This window comes from Caldicellulosiruptor changbaiensis (assembly GCF_003999255.1).
Taxonomy (GTDB): domain Bacteria; phylum Bacillota; class Thermoanaerobacteria; order Caldicellulosiruptorales; family Caldicellulosiruptoraceae; genus Caldicellulosiruptor; species Caldicellulosiruptor changbaiensis.
Map to the genome: position 1 here is coordinate 1,948,228 of NZ_CP034791.1, position 17,824 is coordinate 1,966,051.

Below are 17,824 nucleotides of genomic sequence, written 5' to 3' on the forward strand. Positions count from 1 at the left end.
AGCCACCGCCCTTTTTTATGAACCGATGCTGCCATAAAGCTTGAACATCGGCATGATAATTGACGCAAGTAAAAATCCTACCATAACAGCTAAACATACAATCATCACAGGCTCAAACAATGCCGTCAGTCTTGTTATTTGATTTTCAACCTCGTTTTCGTAATAGTCTGCTGCTTTTTCAAGCATGTACTCAAGCCTTCCTGTCTCTTCACCAGTTTTTAACATTATATTCACAAGCTGTGGAAAAATCCCAATATCCTCAATCGGATAAGAAAGCCCCTCACCACCTTTCACCCTCTCAATAACCTTCTCAAACTCCTGTTCAATGTAGGTATTTGCCATGACATTTTTAGTTGTATCCAAAGCCGTTATCAAGGGAACACCAGCATTTAAAAGTGTTGCCAGCGTCCTTGTAAAACGGCTGGTTACCTGACCTAAAACAACTCTTCCAATTACAGGTATTTTGATTTTAATTTTACCTATTAAAATCCCACCACTTTTTGTACCTTTGAAAATTTTGTACCCTAATATGAGCGCTATTATGAAGAAAAGTAAGTAAAGCCCATTTTTCTGCATAAATTTGCTCGAGTTTATGACAAACTTTGTTGTTGCGGGAAGTTCAACGTTCAACTCGTCAAATAGCCCAACAAAAGTGGGAATAACAAATGTCAAGAGAATTATCAAAACAATCACAGCAACACCAATAACAATTGCAGGATAGATAAGTGCATTTACTATCTTTTGTCGAAGTTTTAACTCTTTTTCAAAATGAGTAGCCATCTTGTCCATTGATTTATCAATGGAACCTGCAACCTCACCTGCTTCAACCATGTTGATTAATATTGGTGGAAAAAACCTTGGATGCTCTCTCATAGCAGTGGAAAGCAATGTTCCTCTTTCTACCTTCTCATACAAATCGTCTATTACCTTGCCAAAAGGTCTTCCTCTGTACTGATTTCTGAGCACATCAAGACAACTCAAAATCGAAATACCTGCAGCAAGCATTGTTGCAAACTGTCTACAAAAAACTGATAAGTCCTTTATGGTGGCTTTTTGTCCAAATGGTAGTTTTATTTCTTTGTGCAAAGCACTTTTTTCTTTTATTTCAACTATGTAAATATTTCTTGCTCTTAAGTTTTCAAGAGCACTATTTACATCTTCTGCAATTACCGTTCCTTGGATAAACTTACCTGAGGCATCTAACGCTCGGTAGATATACTCCGCCATCTTAAAAACTCAACCCCTTTAGAACATCAAAAGCTTATTTACAAGTTCATAGTCAGAAGCATACATAATTGCATCCTCGCGAGTAATTAAACCTCGCTTATACAAATCTACAAGAGATTGTTCCATAGTTATCATTCCGTTTTTGGTGTGTGTTTGAATAACAGACTGAATCTGATAGGTCTTTGCCTCACGAATTAAATTTCGTATTGCAGGGTTTGCTATCATTACTTCAACAGCCACAACCCTGCCCCTGCCGTCTCTTCTTGTCAAAAGCTGCTGAGACACAACTGCTTGAAGGACAGTTGACAACTGCACTCTTACTTGTTGTTGCTGATATGGAGGAAAAACATCAATTATTCTATCGATTGTTTTGGCAGCACCAACTGTGTGGAGCGTCGAAAACACCAAATGACCTGTTTCTGCTGCTGTTAAAGCAATAGAGATAGTCTCTAAATCTCTCATCTCACCTACAAGAATAACATCAGGGTCTTCACGAAGTGCTGCCCTCAGTGCTGCCGCAAAACTCTGTGTGTCATTTCCAATTTCTCTCTGGTTTACAATACTTTTTTTGTGCCTGTGTAAATATTCTATTGGATCTTCAAGTGTTATTATATGAAGATTTCTTTCTGTGTTTATGATATCAATTAGTGAAGCTAAGGTTGTAGACTTACCAGAACCTGTTGGACCAGTTACCAAAACAAGCCCTTTGTTTAGTTTTGTGAAGTCTTTCAAAACAGCCGGAAGTCCAAGTGTTTCGAATTTTGGAATGTCTTGTGATATGACTCTGAATGCAATAGCATATGAGCCGCGTTGTTTAAAAGCATTTACCCTAAACCTACTAAGACCTCTTATACTATATGAAAAATCAACTTCACCAACCTCTTGCAAACGTTTGTACTGATATTCATTAGTAATTTCTCTTACAAATCTCTCAGTAACCTCAGGTGTTAAGCTAAGATCGCTCATTCGGGTTAAAACACCATGCACGCGCATGATAGGTGGTGAACCTGCTGTGATATGTATATCAGATGCGCCTTTTAAAAATGCTTCTTTTAAAATCTCGTTAATATCCATTTTCTCCCCCCTCTTTTTCCTCTCTAACCCCTCGTAATTATTCAAGCGAATAAGTTACGCGTAAATACTCTTCAACAGTGGTTGTTCCATTTAATACTCTTTCTTTACAAGCCTGACGTAATGTCTTCATGCCTTCCTTTATGGCCAATTCCTTAATTTCATCACTACTAACATCTCTTTTCACAATTAGTCTTCTTAGCTTCTCAGTAACAATCATTATCTCATATATACCAGTTCTACCGTAATAACCTTTATTATTGCAAAGCGCACAACCTCTTCCTGTGTATAATTTTACATTGTTTTTATTTTCTATGTCAAGAGTTTTTAATTCTGTTTCTGTCGGTTCATATTCTTCTTTACAATATGGACAAATTTTTCTTACAAGTCTTTGGGAAATTACACCTACCAAAGATGAACTTATTAAAAAGTTTTCTATTCCCATATCTACAAGCCTCGTGACAGCACTTGGTGCATCGTTTGTGTGAATTGTCGATAAAACCAAATGTCCTGTTATAGCAGCTCTCACTGCCATATCAGCTGTCTCTTTGTCACGAATCTCTCCAATCATGATTATATCAGGGTCTTGACGCAATATTGATCTCAAAGCTGCTGCAAAAGTAAGACCAGCTTTTGGATTTACTTCTACTTGATTTACACCCATTATAGTGCATTCTACAGGGTCTTCAACTGTAATGATATTATTAGTACCTGTATTCAACTCATTTAGTATTGTATAGAGTGTGGTTGTCTTACCACTTCCGGTTGGTCCACAGACCAAAATTATTCCATGTGGTGCAGAGATTATTTTATTGTATTTTTCTAAGTCATCCTCGGTAAAACCAAGCTCTGTCTTAGCCTTGACAAAAGCACTTTTATCAGCAATTCTTATAACTATCTTTTCACCGTAAACTGTTGGCAAAGATGATATACGCATATCGTAGATTTTGTCTGCAAATATGAATGTTGTCCTTCCATCTTGAGGTACTCTTTTTTCAGCAATGTCCATGTTCCCAATTACTTTTATTCTTGCGACAAGGGAAGATAATGAATTAATATCAATCTGAAGAATATCATATAGTATTCCATCAATTCTAAATCTTACTCTTATTTCATTTTCAAAAGGTTCAATATGAATATCACTTGCACGTGACGTTATAGCTTGCTCAAAAATTGAATTCACAAGTTTTACAACAGGTCCTTCTGCCTCATCCTCAGAACTAATTTGCATTCTGCTAACTTGTGTTCGTCTTTGGGTAGTTTCCTTTTTTAGCTCTTCTACTGCTTTTAAAGCTTCTTGCTTCCCATAAAATTTCTCAATTTGTCTTTTTATTTCAGATGCTTTTGCTATTACAGGTTGAACATTTTTACCTGAAAATATACTAACATCTTCAATAGCAAAAATATTGAGAGGATCAGCCATTGCAACAACTAATTTGTCATCTTTTACTTGAATAGGTATTAATGTGTGTCTTCTTGCAATGCTCTCTGAAACCATATTTATAACTTCTGGATCTATAACATATTGATCAAGTTTAACATGCGGTATCCCTAACTGGAACTCTAATACTTCCAATATCTCATCTTCGGTAACATATCCTTTTTCAACCAAAATCTCTCCAATCTTCTTTCCTGTCTTCTTTTGAATTTGAAGTGCCTCATCTAATTGTTGGCGTGTAATTATACCAGCATCTAACAATAGCTCACCTATTCTTTTTCGCTCATTTATTGGCAAACTCTCCACCCCTTTTTTGGTTCAGAAAATATCCCAAAAGCTCTCTACGCAATCTCACTTACTGAAGACTTTTCAAAATTTTTTTGTAATTTAATAAAGAAGTTATCTTCAAACTTCTCAAAAGTATAGTACATCTCTAAGTTAGTTATGATATAAATTCTCCACCCTGTGTTTGAAGTTTCAATATTAATATACTTTACACTTTTTTCGCTTTTTATTGCAGGTATTGTATTTTCTAAATATCCAGCATCAAAAGGTATTTCCATAATAATAACACCATTTTCGTCAAACACTCTATACGATATTTGCTCAGGATTTATATAATTAAATGTAATTCTGTCAGCGTCTGCCTCAATTTTTGTATCAACTTTTTCAAACTTTAAAATCACTTGATTTTCAACAACCTCTAAGTTCAAATGCGAAAAAGCATAACCAATTCTTATTTTAAGATCATCTTCATAAGGCAAAAATTCAACATTTTTTATAATACCTTCTTCATATTTCTTAGATGTTAAATCTAAGTTCTCGTAGTTAACCTTTTTCAACTCTATTTCAACCAGGGTTTGATCAACATACTCAATTGAAGGCCTTTCAAAAATAGGTTCATCAAAACCAATTTTTAACCACGTTTCTTTGTCTGAAATATTTGAAAGCTCAAAGAAAAGAAGTTCCGGATATTTAATGAAGTTAAGAACAATAATATTATCCTCCTTGTCAGAGAAAGATACTGAAGCTTTCTTTTGAAGTTTTACTAAAATACTATAACCATGTTTTGCTTTAAATATTTGGTAGCTTCTTAAAACACCATCTTCTACTTTAAATAAGCCAGTTGGAATATAAACTCCTTTCTCTTTTATCCTGATTTCAACTTGATTATTTTCTTTATCTATAACAAAATCAACACTGTCTTTGCCTACTCCCACAATTTCAAAAATATTTGTTTCAAATATAACTTCAACCTTTTTAAGATAAAACACTATATCAAACCCATTAGTTTTATCAAGTATCTCATACTCATTAACAGGAGTATAAACCTTCACAATTACCTTTTCATCATCTACTTCTTCAAAGACGAGCTTTTCGATGCTGCTATCTTCAAAAACCATTGACCCTGCGTTAATATTTTCTAAGACACAATCAGATACTTCCACACCAATGCCTGTCCTATCTTTCAATTCTGTTACATTTCTGTCAAACACACCTTCACCACTCAGGTGCAAAATTGCCTTTCCTTCAGACTCTTCATATTCAAAGAAGTTAATCTTATTTTTTGCCTTAATAGGTGTCAGATAAATCTCTGTTGAAACTCTGTCTTTTGCTAAAAGTGAGTAAAAACTGCAACGTTTTTTCAACAATATTTTGCCTTCATAGCCACCTTCAACTTGCTGCATTTGTACTTTTTCGATAAGTTCATTTTCTTCTACCATTGAATCTTTAATTAAAACAATAAAGCGATTAAAAATTTTAAAATACAATATTCTGTCATCTTCTAACTCTAAGTCAATATCTGAAGGCTTTATATTTTGGAATATAATTCTCTTTTGTAAGTTATCATATAACAAAAAGGCCCTATTAGCTCTGCATATTAAAAGTATTCTGCCATTTTCTTTTGAAACATTCACTCTGCTAACAGGTGTTTGCACGATTAGCATGCTCTGCTTTTTGTCCTCGTCGTAAGTAAATTCTATACTTTCTATAAACCCTTTCTCGTACTCAAATTTCTTTTCTTTCAATTCTTGAGGAAGAGAAATGTCCTGAAGATATAAATATACTTTTTTATTCTCTTTATCATGTTCTATATTCACTCTAAAATCAGACATGGATGGTAATATATCTAATATAGTCATATCTTCTTGGTCGTAAACATTCCACCATTTAATAACATTGCTCTCTTTTAATCTCAGTCCAACAGAATTTCTACTCTCTATTATTTCATAATCCACATCTTTTGCAGTTTTTATCATAATACTATATCCTTTAAAATCTCTAACAACCTCTATTGTTTCAACAACATCATCATTTAGGATATTTTTCCCTTCTTCCATAAATATATCTTTATTCAATATATTTATCTTTAAATGTCCTTCAATCTTCTCTACATGTATATGCCTCTTTTCAACATTTTCAATAAGAATTAGTTTGCTAATTGGATTATAAGAAACTCGGCTACTGCCTTTTTGCAATACTATTTCTATAATGTCTTCATTTTCTCGAATGTTAAATTTTTTTATCATTGTCTTGATAGCAATATACACATTCCCTGAAATTTCTTCAATTCTAATTTCTTCTACGCTACCATTTTCAAATCTCATAACTTCTTTTATATGGGGAGAAAGCCTACAATTTTCTATGTTCACAATAAACCCATTGCCTATTTTCATTTTACCAAAACTATATGTAACTGATTGATTGAAGTGCAAAGATAAAACATAGCCTATGCTTTCTTCATAAACCCTTACATCTTCTAAATAAGCTCTCTTTTCATTTTCAAAAAACGATGGCTTATGAATATCTTGAAATAATTCTTTATTAAATGATACTACACTTTCCTCTACTTCTCTTTCCCTTTCATCACTTTGATACTCAAAAGCATCCGCTTTTTTCTCCATAGGCTCTATAGAGTAATTATCAGATTCGGGTTCTACTTGAGCAGATTCCATTTCGTCTTCTTCTTGTCCTACTATATTATTTATTTCTTCAATTTTATGTGACTCATAAACCTCTTGTGATTCATATTGTGTATCAACTGTAAACTCCTTAAATTCAGTTACATTATTACTACCTTGTTCTAAGTTCTGTGTTGACACCATTTTATCTACGTTAATTTTAATTTCACTCAAAACTTTTTCTACCTTTTCTTTAGAAAACGGCTTGGTTATATAATCTGCTGCTCCTTCTCTTAGAGCTTCTATTACAGACTCCTGACCGGATAGTGCCGAAATCATTATAACTTGAGTTTGTGGAGAAATTTTCTTTATCTCTTTTAAAATTTCAAGGCCACTCATATCTGGTAAAGTAATATCAAGAGTTATAACTTCTGGCTTTACTCTCTCAAGTAATGATATTGCATCTTTCCCGTTTGAAGCTTCAGCAATTACTTCATGACCCAACTCAATTAAAATCCCCTTTAATACTTTTCTTATAAACACAGCATCATCAACTATCATTATTTTCATTTTTAACACCCCTCGACCATTTACTGTAATTTAATTATACCACGAATTAAGAACTTTGAATAAAAATTCTTTTTTAATTCTAAAATTATCGTAGATAATTAATAAGTCATTAGAACATTTCTGGACAAAACGTCTAATTCTTCTTTCTCAAATTGTTCAATGTCCTTGGCAATGTTCCACCAAATTTTTTCAGCTTCAATTGCTTGGTATATTAGCATCTTTAAACCGTTCGAAGTATTAATATTTTTAAGCTCTGCTTCTTTTAAAAGCTTAGTTAAAGGTGGATTATAAATTGTATCATACACAAGTAGCAGATTAAACCTATACTCTCTTATATCAAAAGGAGATTTCTCTACCTCAGGAAACATACCAATAGGAGTGGTGTTTATAATGATATCGTACTCGTAACTTTCTTTCTTTAACCAATTAATTACCTGAAGTTGGACAAATTCTCTAAAATAATCTCTGAGCCTTGTTGCCTTCTCATATGTCCTGTTAGCAACAAAAATTTGCTTTGCCCCCATTTTATAAAATCCATAGATGCAAGCTTTTGCTGCACCACCAGCACCCAAAATCAAAATCTTTTTATCTTTTACATCAATGTTCACTTCCTCTAAACTCTTCTTAAAACCAATCCAGTCAGTATTATATGCTTTGAGTTTTCCGTTTTCCTTTTTTACAGTGTTGGCAGCCTGAATTATTCTGACATCTTCAGAAACCTCATCGCAAAACTCTAAAATATCCTCTTTATAGGGAATTGTTACGTTAAATCCGACAACATCGCCATCTTTTTTAACCATCTCAACAAACTCTTTTAGCTTTTCAAAATCAGGTAATTCAACATTTGAGTAGACTGCATCAATACCAAAGTTAGACAAGATTTTATTGTGAATAAGAGGAGAGATAGAGTGTTTTAAGCTCTTTCCAATAAGATACAGTTTTTTCATTTGCCCTCATCCTTCATATAGTATTTTAAGATTCTTCTCTCAAAGATTCTGTTTATTCGTGTTACAAAAAACTCCCTTTCTTTAAGCGGCCTTACTAAAATCACAAAGAGTTTTAGCCTTTTTGCACCTATTACATCCGTAAAAAACTGGTCACCAATCACAGCTGTTTGATGGTTTTTCTTTCCTTCATGAAGAATGTAAGATGCTTTTAAAAAACCAGATTTTAAAGGTTTTTTAGCATTGTACACACTCGGGAGCCCTAAAACATTTTCAATTTTTTTTACTCTTTCCTTTTGATTGTTTGACACAAGGCATATTCTAAACCCCAGTTCCTGTGCTTTTTTTATCCAAGAAAATACTTCACTTTTTATCTCAAGTTCACCCCAAGGCACTAAAGTATTGTCAATGTCAATGATAAGATAATTAATGCCTCTTGACTTTAATTTCTTTAGGTCAATCTCAAATATGTTATTACAGATAATATCGGGTTTAAAGCGCTTTAACATGCTCCATTCTATCTCCCCTTAAAAACTTTTCTGTCTAAAAAGATGATAAAATACAACTTTTTTAAAAGTACATTTGAGCAAATCTTTTTTGTAGAGTATAATTAAATTATATTCTAATGTTGGAATTTTTTCAAAAACAATTTACAAGGGGGAAATTAAAAAATGGTTGAGGTCAAAAAAGTAGAATTTAAAGGGTGGGAAAATTGCTTTTTAATTTCAAATGAGAAAGTTGAAGCTATTGTCACAACAGATGTCGGCCCAAGAATAATTTATTTTGGTTTTAAGGGTGGTAAAAATGTATTTTGCATTGTTGAAGACCAAGCTGGTAAAAAAGGCGGAGATGAATGGAGAATCTACGGGGGAACAAGACTTTGGCATAGTCCAGAGGCAATGCCACGATCATACTACCCTGATAATACACCTATTGAGTATGAAATTTTGACCGATGGTATTATGTTAATTCAGCCTACTGAAGAGTGGACAAAGCTTCAAAAGATAATTGAATTTAGGCTTGACCCAAGTTTGCCAAAAGCATATGTTACATACAGAATAAAGAATAATGGTCTTTTTGATGTAAAAGTGGCTGCATGGGCACTATCTGTAATGAGACCTGGTGGGGTTGAAGTTATGCCAATTCCAAAAATTGATACAGGACTTTTGCCCAGTTTTCCGCTTGTCATGTGGCCTTACACAAAACTTAACGACCACAGAGCTATCTGGGGCGAAGATTTTATTATTCTCAAGCAGGACAAAGACTGTAAACCACCGTTTAAAATTGGGTATCCAAATTTAGATGGTTGGGCTTGTTATTTAAATGACGGAGATCTGTTCGTAAAATACTACAAACATATAGAAGGTGCTGAATACCCAGATTTTGGGTGCTCATATGAAACATATACAACTGATTTCATGCTTGAGATGGAAACATTAAGTCCTCTTTACAATTTGCTACCTGGCAGTGAGATTGTACACCACGAGGAGTGGGAACTCAATAAAGTATCTGGGGAGATTAGGTGCGAAGATGATGTTAAAAGATTAATCCTGCCTCTTGTAAAGAAGGACGAAAAATAAAGGCAAGAAATGAATCAAAAAAATACTTGTATAATCTATGGTTGCACTCAAAAAGGGGGCTTTCCTTTTTAGCTGGAAAACCCCCTTGTCTTTTTACCTTATCACTCTTTTTGCCATCATGAACGATGTACCATACTTTGAAGTAAGGTCTGAAATTGTAACACAGCCTCTTGCACTCGATGCATGAATATATTTACCACCACCCAGATAAATTCCAACGTGATTGATATAATTTCTACCACCGTCTGTATCAAAAAATACCAAATCACCAGGTCTTAACTCATTATATGATATTCTCACACCGTTTGTAGCTGCCATGTCAGCTGCAGTTCTTTCTAAGCTAATCCCAAAGTTTCTAAACACATATTGAACAAATCCTGAACAGTCAAACCCTGTCGAAGGAGATGAACCACCATATCGATACCGTATCCCTAAAAGGTTTTTAGCAAACCCAAGTATTCTATCAGCTAAACTGCCATTGTAAGCAACTTGAGCTTCCCTATCATATCCGCCACGTGATGATATCTTTGTTGTATGGCTTGTTGACATTTTCAAAAGATAATATGCCATATATCCAACTGTGCCATCGAGCGTTTTTACCTTTATCCAACCGTTTCGCTCTCTTGCCAAAACGTATACCTTGCTACCCTTCTTCAATGTTTTTAGTATTTTTGAGGAAGTGGACATATTACTTCTGACCCTTGCATTGTCTTTTAGAACGGTTGCCATCGGCATCTGAGAAACTACTTGCCTTGTATTTGTAGAACTTTTTACTGCATTTGAAGTACTGCTGTCTTTTGTAAGCTTTATGTAATCAGATTTAACATACCCAACAACACCATCAAATGAAATCTTAACCCATCCACCTGTGGATGATAAAACTTGCGCTTTAAAGCCTTTTGGAAAAACTCCTAATACTTTTGATGATGTTGAAGGACTGTTTCGGATGTTGACAGTAACTGTTGCCTCAGCTGTCTTTGCAAAACCTTTGCTACTCCATGTTATAAGCAGCAAAAACATCAAAATTCCAATTAAAGCTTTAGTATTCATTTAAAAACTCCCTTCTTTTTTGGGCTTACGGGATTAGCTGACGGGTTCGGGACAAGAAGGACATCCCTACGGCAGCCAAAGCTTGCCGATTCACCCCACAATAAAGCTGGTTCTCCCGCTGCATGGGGCAAATTTAACAAACTGCCTCATGCATTCAGCCACTATTGTTAATCATTTTGATGTTATTATTTTATTATAATTTCGATATTACGTCAACCTCTTTTTACGAAATTGTTACACGAATGTTGCTAAAATATTACTGCTCAAAATCCTAACTCCTCTTTTACTATTATTATCTTTATACGCCCTTTTACAGGGTGCCTCCTTGTGACAACAATATGGCTGCATATACAGTCCTGGCTCAAACAATCATGACATTTACCAGAAGAAGTACAAGGTGTATTCTTTGAAAGTCTTTTTGCATTCATAGGTGATGCAATGTTTCTTACCCTGTTTATTCCCTCCTGCTCATTCAAGACAAGCTTGTTTATCCCAACAATTACTATCACGTTTTTTGGTCCAAACATCAAAGCTGCAAGTCTATTACCATTGCCGTCAATATTGATAAGTTTGCCATCAAGGGTTATGGCATTTGAAGACATGATATAGTAATCTGCCCAAAACGACTTTCTGTAAATCTCTCCAAGCTCGTCGCCACTTAACCCCTCTTTGTACCTGTCCAAAAAGTTAAACTTCCCATTTCTCAAAAAATCAATTACCCCACACTCAAAAAGCGTCATTGAACCTCCACACGAAACCACTGAACCCTCTTTTATTATCTTTTCAAGCAAAGGTACAACATCTTCTCTCTTGTCTACAATAAAACATTCAAAGTTCCTCGCCTCTAAATTTTTCTTTAAAGTTTCAAGATTTATATCAATCCACCATTTTTTGTTTGGATTCATTACTTTTTCTCCTCCCTTTGAAGTATGTGTTTTAGCTCCTCTAAGGTATTTAAAACAACAGCTTTTTCTTTTAGGCTATTGTAAAGACTTGTTGCTATTCCATTTGTAAAGTCACGATTTGAAATATCTTCTTGTTCTATAATAAATAGTTTCTTTGCAAACTTTAGTGCTTCAAGATTTTTTACATTCTGAATTCCAAACGGAATATCGCACAAAATACAAAAATCTGCTTTCTTTATTAGCTCAACATTTTCAATGTACTCTACTTCTCCAATTGGCATAAATGGCATTGTGAAAACTGTGTATATAGAAAGTGCCTGAGCAGTTTCATAGTCTGTGTCATTTGTTGCAAGAACACCTGTTGTAACCTTGAAACCCATCTCAACCAAAAGTTTATAAACTGCTTGTCCTTGGCCACCACCTGCTACAACGTGCACATGAATACCCTTTTCATATTCTTTTTGAATTAGTTCAATGTCAAATATTCCAAATGGATTTCTATAGACAATTGCTTCGATATTGTACACCTTTTTTATATTCTCTGCATTTATCACATCCTGTGGCCTTCCAAAGTCTACAATTTTGCCATCTTTCATCAAAAAGACAATGTCACAAAACTTTGCCGCGAGTTTAATGTTGTGAAGTGCCATTATTGCAATCTTGCCTAATCTCACTTCATCCTTTACAATATTTAAAATCTTTTCTTGATGTGTAATGTCAAGGTTTGAATTTGGCTCATCTAAAAGTAAAACTTTGCTCTCTTGGGCAAGTACCCTTGCAAACGAAGTTCTTTGCCTCTCACCACCTGAAATCTGCAAGATGCTTGAATACTTTTTTGCTGTTAACTCAACCATATCTATTTTCTCTTCGGCAACTTTCTTGCTCTCTTTGTCGTTTGAAAACCTACTCTTTTCGTGTGGGTATCTTCCCATCATTACTATGTCAATCACCGTAAAAGGAAAGTTTGAGAATACACTTTGGGGCATATAGGATATAATCTTTGCTCGTTCAATATCAGAAAGTGAAAATATATTAGTTTGATTATAAAAAACCTTTCCTTCAAAAATTTTAACAATCCCTGCTAAGGCCTTAATGAATGTACTTTTCCCACTTCCATTTGGACCAACTATCCCATAGACTTTTCCTTCTTTAAATTCTATTCCCTTTTCGACTTCTACTATGGGTTTTGTATACCCACACTTTAGACTTTCTATATAAAGAGACATAATATCAAATTGTCACCTCATTCTCGCGCTTTTTTAAAAGGTACAAAAAGTACGGTGCACCCACAATTGAGGTTATAATCCCAACCTTTACTTCAATTGGTGAAAACAGCACTCTTGCAATTGTGTCGCACACAATCAAAAAAATTCCACCACCAAGAATTGAAGCAGGAATGAGCTTTCTATAATCACTTCCGACAATTAGTCTTAAAATATGTGGTGTTATCAGCCCCACAAATGAAATCGCACCTGATACTGAAACTGCAATCCCTGTTAAAAGAGAAACTAAAATTAAAAGCCGTTTTTTGAGTCTCTCAGGGTTGACACCAATTGTATAGCTTTCTTCTTCTCCTAATATTAGAATGTTTATCCTCTTTGCGAAAATAAGTGAACACAGTATCAAAATAACAAGAGGCACAAAACTTATCTTCACATGTGTCCAGCTACGGCTATCAAGCCCGCCAAGCATCCAAAATATATACTCGCTTACCTGGTACTGATTGATGTTTGAAAGGATAAGGGAATTTATTGAGGATATAAAAGTGGATACAGCAATGCCAATTAATATCAGGTTCAAAATGGGAGTTTTTCCATCTTTTGTTGCAAGCTTGTACACTAAAAAAGAAATACCAAGTGCACCTACAAATGAAAATAAAGGTAAATAAAAAATGCTTATGGTGTTGAACGAAAGAGCAATACAAGAAATTGCACCCAGGCTCGCACCGCTTGATGTTCCAATTATACCCGGATCTGCCATAGGGTTTCTGTAAAGCCCTTGCACAAGTGCTCCTGCAACAGACAAGCTCATGCCTACAATCATAGCAATTATTATTCTGGGAAGTCTAATCTGACCAATAATTGTCAAATCCATCTGGTTGACCCCAGGCACTTTAAAACCAATGAGTGAAAAAATTACCTTTAAAACACGAAGGGGAGGGATAAATACACTTCCCACCCCTATTGAGACCACAAATACTATTAAAAGTATTACGCACAGTACTACTAAAACCTTTTTCAATACTTACCACCACTTCAAAATCTTTTGTGTTATTTAAACAGATATGGATAAGCAGCCTTTGCTAAGTCATAAACACCTTCTACAATGTAATGCGAAACAGTTTGAACGTGTCTATCGTCAAGTATAATCACTGCGTTGTTTTTAACAGCTTTTAGATTCTTAAAAGCAGGGTCTTTTTTAAACTCTTCTACATATTGCTGAGAAGTCTTTTTTGGATTATATGAAGCAGAAGGAATAACAATAATATCAGGGTCCCACTCCAAAATCTGTTCTTTTGTGATTGTTGGCCAGCCTTTCAAACCTGCAACAGCAGCTATGTTTATAACTCCCGCATATTTTGCTATTTCATGTTGTGCAGTATTTTTGCCATATGTAGAGTTAAAGTAATATGTGTAGAAAAGAACATATTTTTTCTTTCTGAGATATTTTACCTTTTTCTGAACAGCATTTATTTTGTCATTCATGTATTTTATAAGAGCCTGCCCCTTTTGAATTTCACCTGTTAGTCTCGAAAGATTGATAATCTCCTGCTTTATATTCGCAAATGAATTTGGATTTAGGCTCACGTATATAGGACACTTTAAACCTTTCTTTAAAAGGTCATATTTAGCCTTGTCAATATAATAAGGCACTATTACAAGGTCTGGCTTTGCAGCAATTATCTTTTCAATGTCATTGCTTGAATATCTACCTTTCACATTTTTAGCTAAGTTCACAACGTTTGAATTGTTCTTATCATCTGCAAATATAGAAAGACCTATAATTCTGCTTGGTGAAACCATGTTCAAAAGAATTTCATCTGTCTGAAGTGCCAATGAAAGAATTCTTTGAGGTTTTTGTTTTACTGTAATGCTATTACCTTTTCCATCTTTTACTGTAATTGGAAAGTCCGCAGCATGGGAATAAAGTGGCATTAAACTTATCGCAAGTGCAATCAATACAACAATAGCAACAATTCTTCTACTCATTTTCATCAGTGTCTCCAACCCCTTTATTTTGTAATATTCACTTGCACCATTATATCACACAAGTTGCTCTATGTCTATACTAATTATTTCTGTCTCTTCTGGGAATAAATTTAATATAGTAGGATCATAGCACAGCTTAAAATTAGCATGCTTTATAAACCCACTGATAGGAGACTTTAATGTATATGTTTTATAAATTGTCTCAATACTTGCAAATTCTTCACCCTGCTGAAGATAGCCATGTGTCTTTATGAATTCAAATATGACAATATCTCCAAGTTCTCTTTCTAAATTTTTTGTAATACCAACTGATGCCAGTGGTCCATTTAACTCAACCCATAAATCGCCATAAAGAAGTCTTTCATTGTAAAGCATCCTTCTTCAGTCCTTTTTATTCTGTTTTACAAACTTATCCAACTCATCATATGTCATCATACCAACATTCTTTGCTATTATTCTGCCATTTTCATCCAATAAAAATGTTGTAGGTATTCCCTCTATGCCAAAATTGGATGCAATTTTGCCATCTTTGTCAAGCAAAACAAGGTAACTTACACCCATTGAGTTTAAAAACTCTTTGACTGTATTTTTGTCCTCTTGAATATTTACCCCGATCAAAACAATGTCTTTGTTACTTTGATGAAACTTTTCAAAATCAGGAATTTCAGCTCTACATGGTGGACACCAGGTAGCAAAAAAGTTCAAAATCACCTTTTTGCCTCTAAAGCTTGAGATCGAATATTCTTTGCCATCAACAGATTCAAGCTTAAAGTCAACAGCACCATTTACTCTTACTTGTGACTTTGTCCGTGGTATAAATTGATAGACTAAAAGAGCAATGAGTACTGCAACAACTAATATAAAGATAACATTTTTTGCTCTTTGATTCAACATGTAATATTTACCCCCTGTTTTAAATTTTTATCATCTTAAAAAATTTATCTTATCAAAAAATACAAGGACTCCAAAAATTACCATAAAAATTCCTGCTAAATACTCTACTACTTTGACATGTCTGTTTATAAAACTAAAAAAACTTTTAATCCTCTCTATAAAAAGAGAAGCTAACAAGAATGGCATGGCAAAACCAATTGAATAAAATACCAAAAGCAACACCCCTTTTACAAAAGTCTTCTGCACAGCAGCTAAACTCAAAATTGATGCTAAAATTGGTCCTACACAAGGTGTCCAGCTAATACTCAAAAGCATACCCAAAATCAGTGGAATTCTTTCTTTTTGATAATTACCATTACCACCTATGGGTATAAATAACCTTTTTAAAAAATCTGGTGACAAATCAAGCATCACCAGACCCATCAAAATTAAGATTATTGCTGCTATCTTCACAATAACCCATTTATACTGCGAAAACGCCACCCCAAATAACGATGCCAAGATCCCAAGCCCTACAAACACTATACTAAATCCTAAGACAAATAAAAAGGCATTTTTCAATTTACTGCCTCTTTGTGAAAAAATATAAAGAATGTAAACAGGGACAAGGGGAAGAATACAAGGTGAGAAAAAAGACAAAAAACCTGCCACAATCGCTGAAATTATACTTATATCCATACTTTTCTACTCTCCCGTTATTTTATTTTATAGCCGCCATTTACTATTACCCATACATCATCAATTGCTTTAAATCCCCTGCCATCGTTCTTGACAATTAGGACTAAATGATTTTTAGATATTTGTTGATTATTTCCAATATCCTTTGCCGCTGTTAGATCAATTAAAGATGCTCCTTTCGGAACAGTAGCAGTTGCTTTTCCTACCCTTAAAATAAACTCAGTTGAGGCATCAAACACAATAACTTTTCCTTTTGGCACTTTTACTATTTCATATCCTTTTGTCAAAGCAAACTCACTTTTCGCCTGACCTTGTCCTTGTGCTTGAACTTTTAACTTGGCTTCTAAATCAGATACTTGTTTTCTTAGTTTTTCCACTTCTAAATTCAAATTAGAAAGCTGTTTTTGGAGCTGGATCACATCTGTACTACTCTGTGAAGCATTACTTGCTTTGCTAATTTTACTATCTAATTCATTTATCTTCGAATCTATGTAAGTTTTTAGCTGGTCAAGTTGCTTTTTAAAAAACCCGTATGTTATAAGAGCATCATTATCAATTGACTGACTGCTTGCAAAAATTACCGCTGCCCCCAATACTATTATCACAATAGCAATAACTGTAACATTTATACCTTTTTTATACCAGCGCCTTCTTTCTTTTTCCAATCGTATCCCTCCGCTGTCCAGTCTATCAATCCAAGGCTAATTAAAATTGCTTGATTTACCTTTTCCATAACTTCCTCAGAGAGCTTTCCAACCTTGTTCTTTAGCCTTACCTTGTCAATTGTTCTTATCTGCTCAAGCAAAATAACAGAGTCTTTTGTAAGGCCAAACTCTCCTGCATGAATTTCAACATGAGTTGGAAACTTTGCCTTGCCAATCTGCGAGGTTATCGCAGCAACAATTACTGTTGGACTGTATTTATTTCCTATGTCATTTTGAATTACCAGTACAGGCCGTATGCCACCTTGCTCAGACCCAACATGCGGAGCAAGGTCGGCATAGAATATGTCTCCTCTTTTAATTTCAAATGTCTGATTTTGGTTTTGATGTTGTTGCAGCACTTTTTCCACTCTCCGCTACCCTACCTTCTTCAAATTTATAAAAATCATGGTATAAATCATCATATATTATATTCTCATACTTTACAAGTCCCTCAAAGTCAAGAGCTAACCATTCATTTGCAATTGTCCTGTTTAAATCTGCATACTTTTTATAACAACTCTCAAGTTCCTTCTCAATTCTCCTCATCCTTCTTTTTATCGCAAAAGGTTTTATAAATCCATCATCATAAAAATTTCCACCGCGATATTGCAAAAGATATTTTACAATACGTATCTGCGGCATCTAATTTCC

General features: G+C 34.4%; 18 protein-coding genes and 1 riboswitch. Of the genes, 1 reads left to right on the forward strand and 17 read right to left on the reverse strand.

Annotated features, from left to right (window positions below):
- Positions 1-15: 15 nt before the first annotated feature.
- The 6 genes from ELD05_RS09550 to ELD05_RS09575 all read right to left on the reverse strand — a co-directional run bounded on the left by ELD05_RS09550 (position 16) and on the right by ELD05_RS09575 (position 8,662).
- Positions 16-1,227, reverse strand: coding sequence for a type II secretion system F family protein (locus ELD05_RS09550; protein WP_127352243.1), 1,212 nt, complete (start codon positions 1,225-1,227; stop codon positions 16-18).
- A gap of 18 nt (positions 1,228-1,245) precedes the next feature.
- A complete protein-coding gene (locus ELD05_RS09555; protein WP_127352244.1) occupies positions 1,246-2,301 on the reverse strand; it encodes a type IV pilus twitching motility protein PilT in 1,056 nt (351 codons plus the stop codon).
- A gap of 37 nt (positions 2,302-2,338) precedes the next feature.
- Positions 2,339-4,033, reverse strand: a complete 1,695-nt coding sequence (locus ELD05_RS09560) for a GspE/PulE family protein (RefSeq protein ID WP_127352245.1) — start codon at positions 4,031-4,033, stop codon at positions 2,339-2,341.
- A 44-nt stretch (positions 4,034-4,077) separates the two neighbouring features.
- Entirely contained in the window at positions 4,078-7,209 is a 3,132-nt protein-coding gene (locus ELD05_RS09565) for a response regulator (protein WP_127352246.1), read from the reverse strand.
- Positions 7,210-7,307: 98 nt separating this feature from the next.
- The gene (aroE, locus tag ELD05_RS09570; RefSeq protein WP_127352247.1) at positions 7,308-8,156 is read right to left on the reverse strand and encodes a shikimate dehydrogenase; all 849 of its coding nucleotides are present in this window, start codon (positions 8,154-8,156) and stop codon (positions 7,308-7,310) included.
- A complete protein-coding gene (locus ELD05_RS09575) occupies positions 8,153-8,662 on the reverse strand; it encodes a YqeG family HAD IIIA-type phosphatase (protein WP_127352248.1) in 510 nt (169 codons plus the stop codon). Before ELD05_RS09575 ends, aroE begins: the two co-directional genes overlap by 4 nt.
- 162 nt (positions 8,663-8,824) lie before the next feature.
- Here ELD05_RS09575 and ELD05_RS09580 point away from each other — a divergent pair, with 162 nt between their 5' ends.
- Positions 8,825-9,733, forward strand: a complete 909-nt coding sequence (locus ELD05_RS09580) for a hypothetical protein (RefSeq protein WP_011916614.1) — start codon at positions 8,825-8,827, stop codon at positions 9,731-9,733.
- A gap of 93 nt (positions 9,734-9,826) precedes the next feature.
- Here the strand turns inward: ELD05_RS09580 and ELD05_RS09585 are convergent, their stop codons facing one another.
- The 11 genes from ELD05_RS09585 to ELD05_RS09635 form a co-directional block, all read right to left on the reverse strand.
- A complete protein-coding gene (locus tag ELD05_RS09585; RefSeq protein WP_127352249.1) occupies positions 9,827-10,783 on the reverse strand; it encodes a C40 family peptidase in 957 nt (318 codons plus the stop codon).
- 7 nt (positions 10,784-10,790) lie between these two features.
- Positions 10,791-10,953: riboswitch (cyclic di-AMP (ydaO/yuaA leader) on the reverse strand.
- A gap of 93 nt (positions 10,954-11,046) precedes the next feature.
- Entirely contained in the window at positions 11,047-11,688 is a 642-nt protein-coding gene (locus ELD05_RS09590) for a lactate utilization protein (protein ID WP_127352250.1), read from the reverse strand.
- On the reverse strand, positions 11,688-12,914 hold the full coding sequence (locus tag ELD05_RS09595) for an ABC transporter ATP-binding protein (RefSeq protein ID WP_127352251.1): 1,227 nt from the start codon (positions 12,912-12,914) through the stop codon (positions 11,688-11,690). The genes ELD05_RS09590 and ELD05_RS09595 overlap by 1 nt, the downstream gene beginning before the upstream one ends.
- Positions 12,915-12,918: 4 nt before the next feature.
- Positions 12,919-13,929, reverse strand: coding sequence for a FecCD family ABC transporter permease (locus tag ELD05_RS09600; RefSeq protein WP_127352252.1), 1,011 nt, complete (start codon positions 13,927-13,929; stop codon positions 12,919-12,921).
- A gap of 29 nt (positions 13,930-13,958) precedes the next feature.
- Positions 13,959-14,903, reverse strand: a complete 945-nt coding sequence (locus tag ELD05_RS09605) for an ABC transporter substrate-binding protein (RefSeq protein WP_127352253.1) — start codon at positions 14,901-14,903, stop codon at positions 13,959-13,961.
- Positions 14,904-14,951: 48 nt separating this feature from the next.
- Positions 14,952-15,272: a glycine cleavage system protein H gene (locus ELD05_RS09610; protein WP_127352254.1), complete on the reverse strand. Its 321-nt coding sequence runs from the start codon at positions 15,270-15,272 to the stop codon at positions 14,952-14,954.
- A gap of 6 nt (positions 15,273-15,278) precedes the next feature.
- Positions 15,279-15,791 (reverse strand): TlpA family protein disulfide reductase, encoded by a 513-nt coding sequence (locus tag ELD05_RS09615; protein ID WP_127352255.1) that lies wholly within the window; start codon positions 15,789-15,791, stop codon positions 15,279-15,281.
- Positions 15,792-15,821: 30 nt separating this feature from the next.
- Positions 15,822-16,469, reverse strand: a complete 648-nt coding sequence (locus ELD05_RS09620) for a cytochrome c biogenesis CcdA family protein (RefSeq protein ID WP_127352256.1) — start codon at positions 16,467-16,469, stop codon at positions 15,822-15,824.
- A gap of 17 nt (positions 16,470-16,486) precedes the next feature.
- A complete protein-coding gene (locus ELD05_RS09625; protein WP_127352257.1) occupies positions 16,487-17,134 on the reverse strand; it encodes a hypothetical protein in 648 nt (215 codons plus the stop codon).
- A complete protein-coding gene (locus ELD05_RS09630) occupies positions 17,095-17,493 on the reverse strand; it encodes a type II toxin-antitoxin system PemK/MazF family toxin (RefSeq protein ID WP_241243692.1) in 399 nt (132 codons plus the stop codon). The genes ELD05_RS09625 and ELD05_RS09630 overlap by 40 nt, the downstream gene beginning before the upstream one ends.
- Position 17,494: 1 nt before the next feature.
- The gene (locus ELD05_RS09635) at positions 17,495-17,815 is read right to left on the reverse strand and encodes a hypothetical protein (protein ID WP_127352259.1); all 321 of its coding nucleotides are present in this window, start codon (positions 17,813-17,815) and stop codon (positions 17,495-17,497) included.
- Positions 17,816-17,824 lie beyond the last annotated feature (9 nt).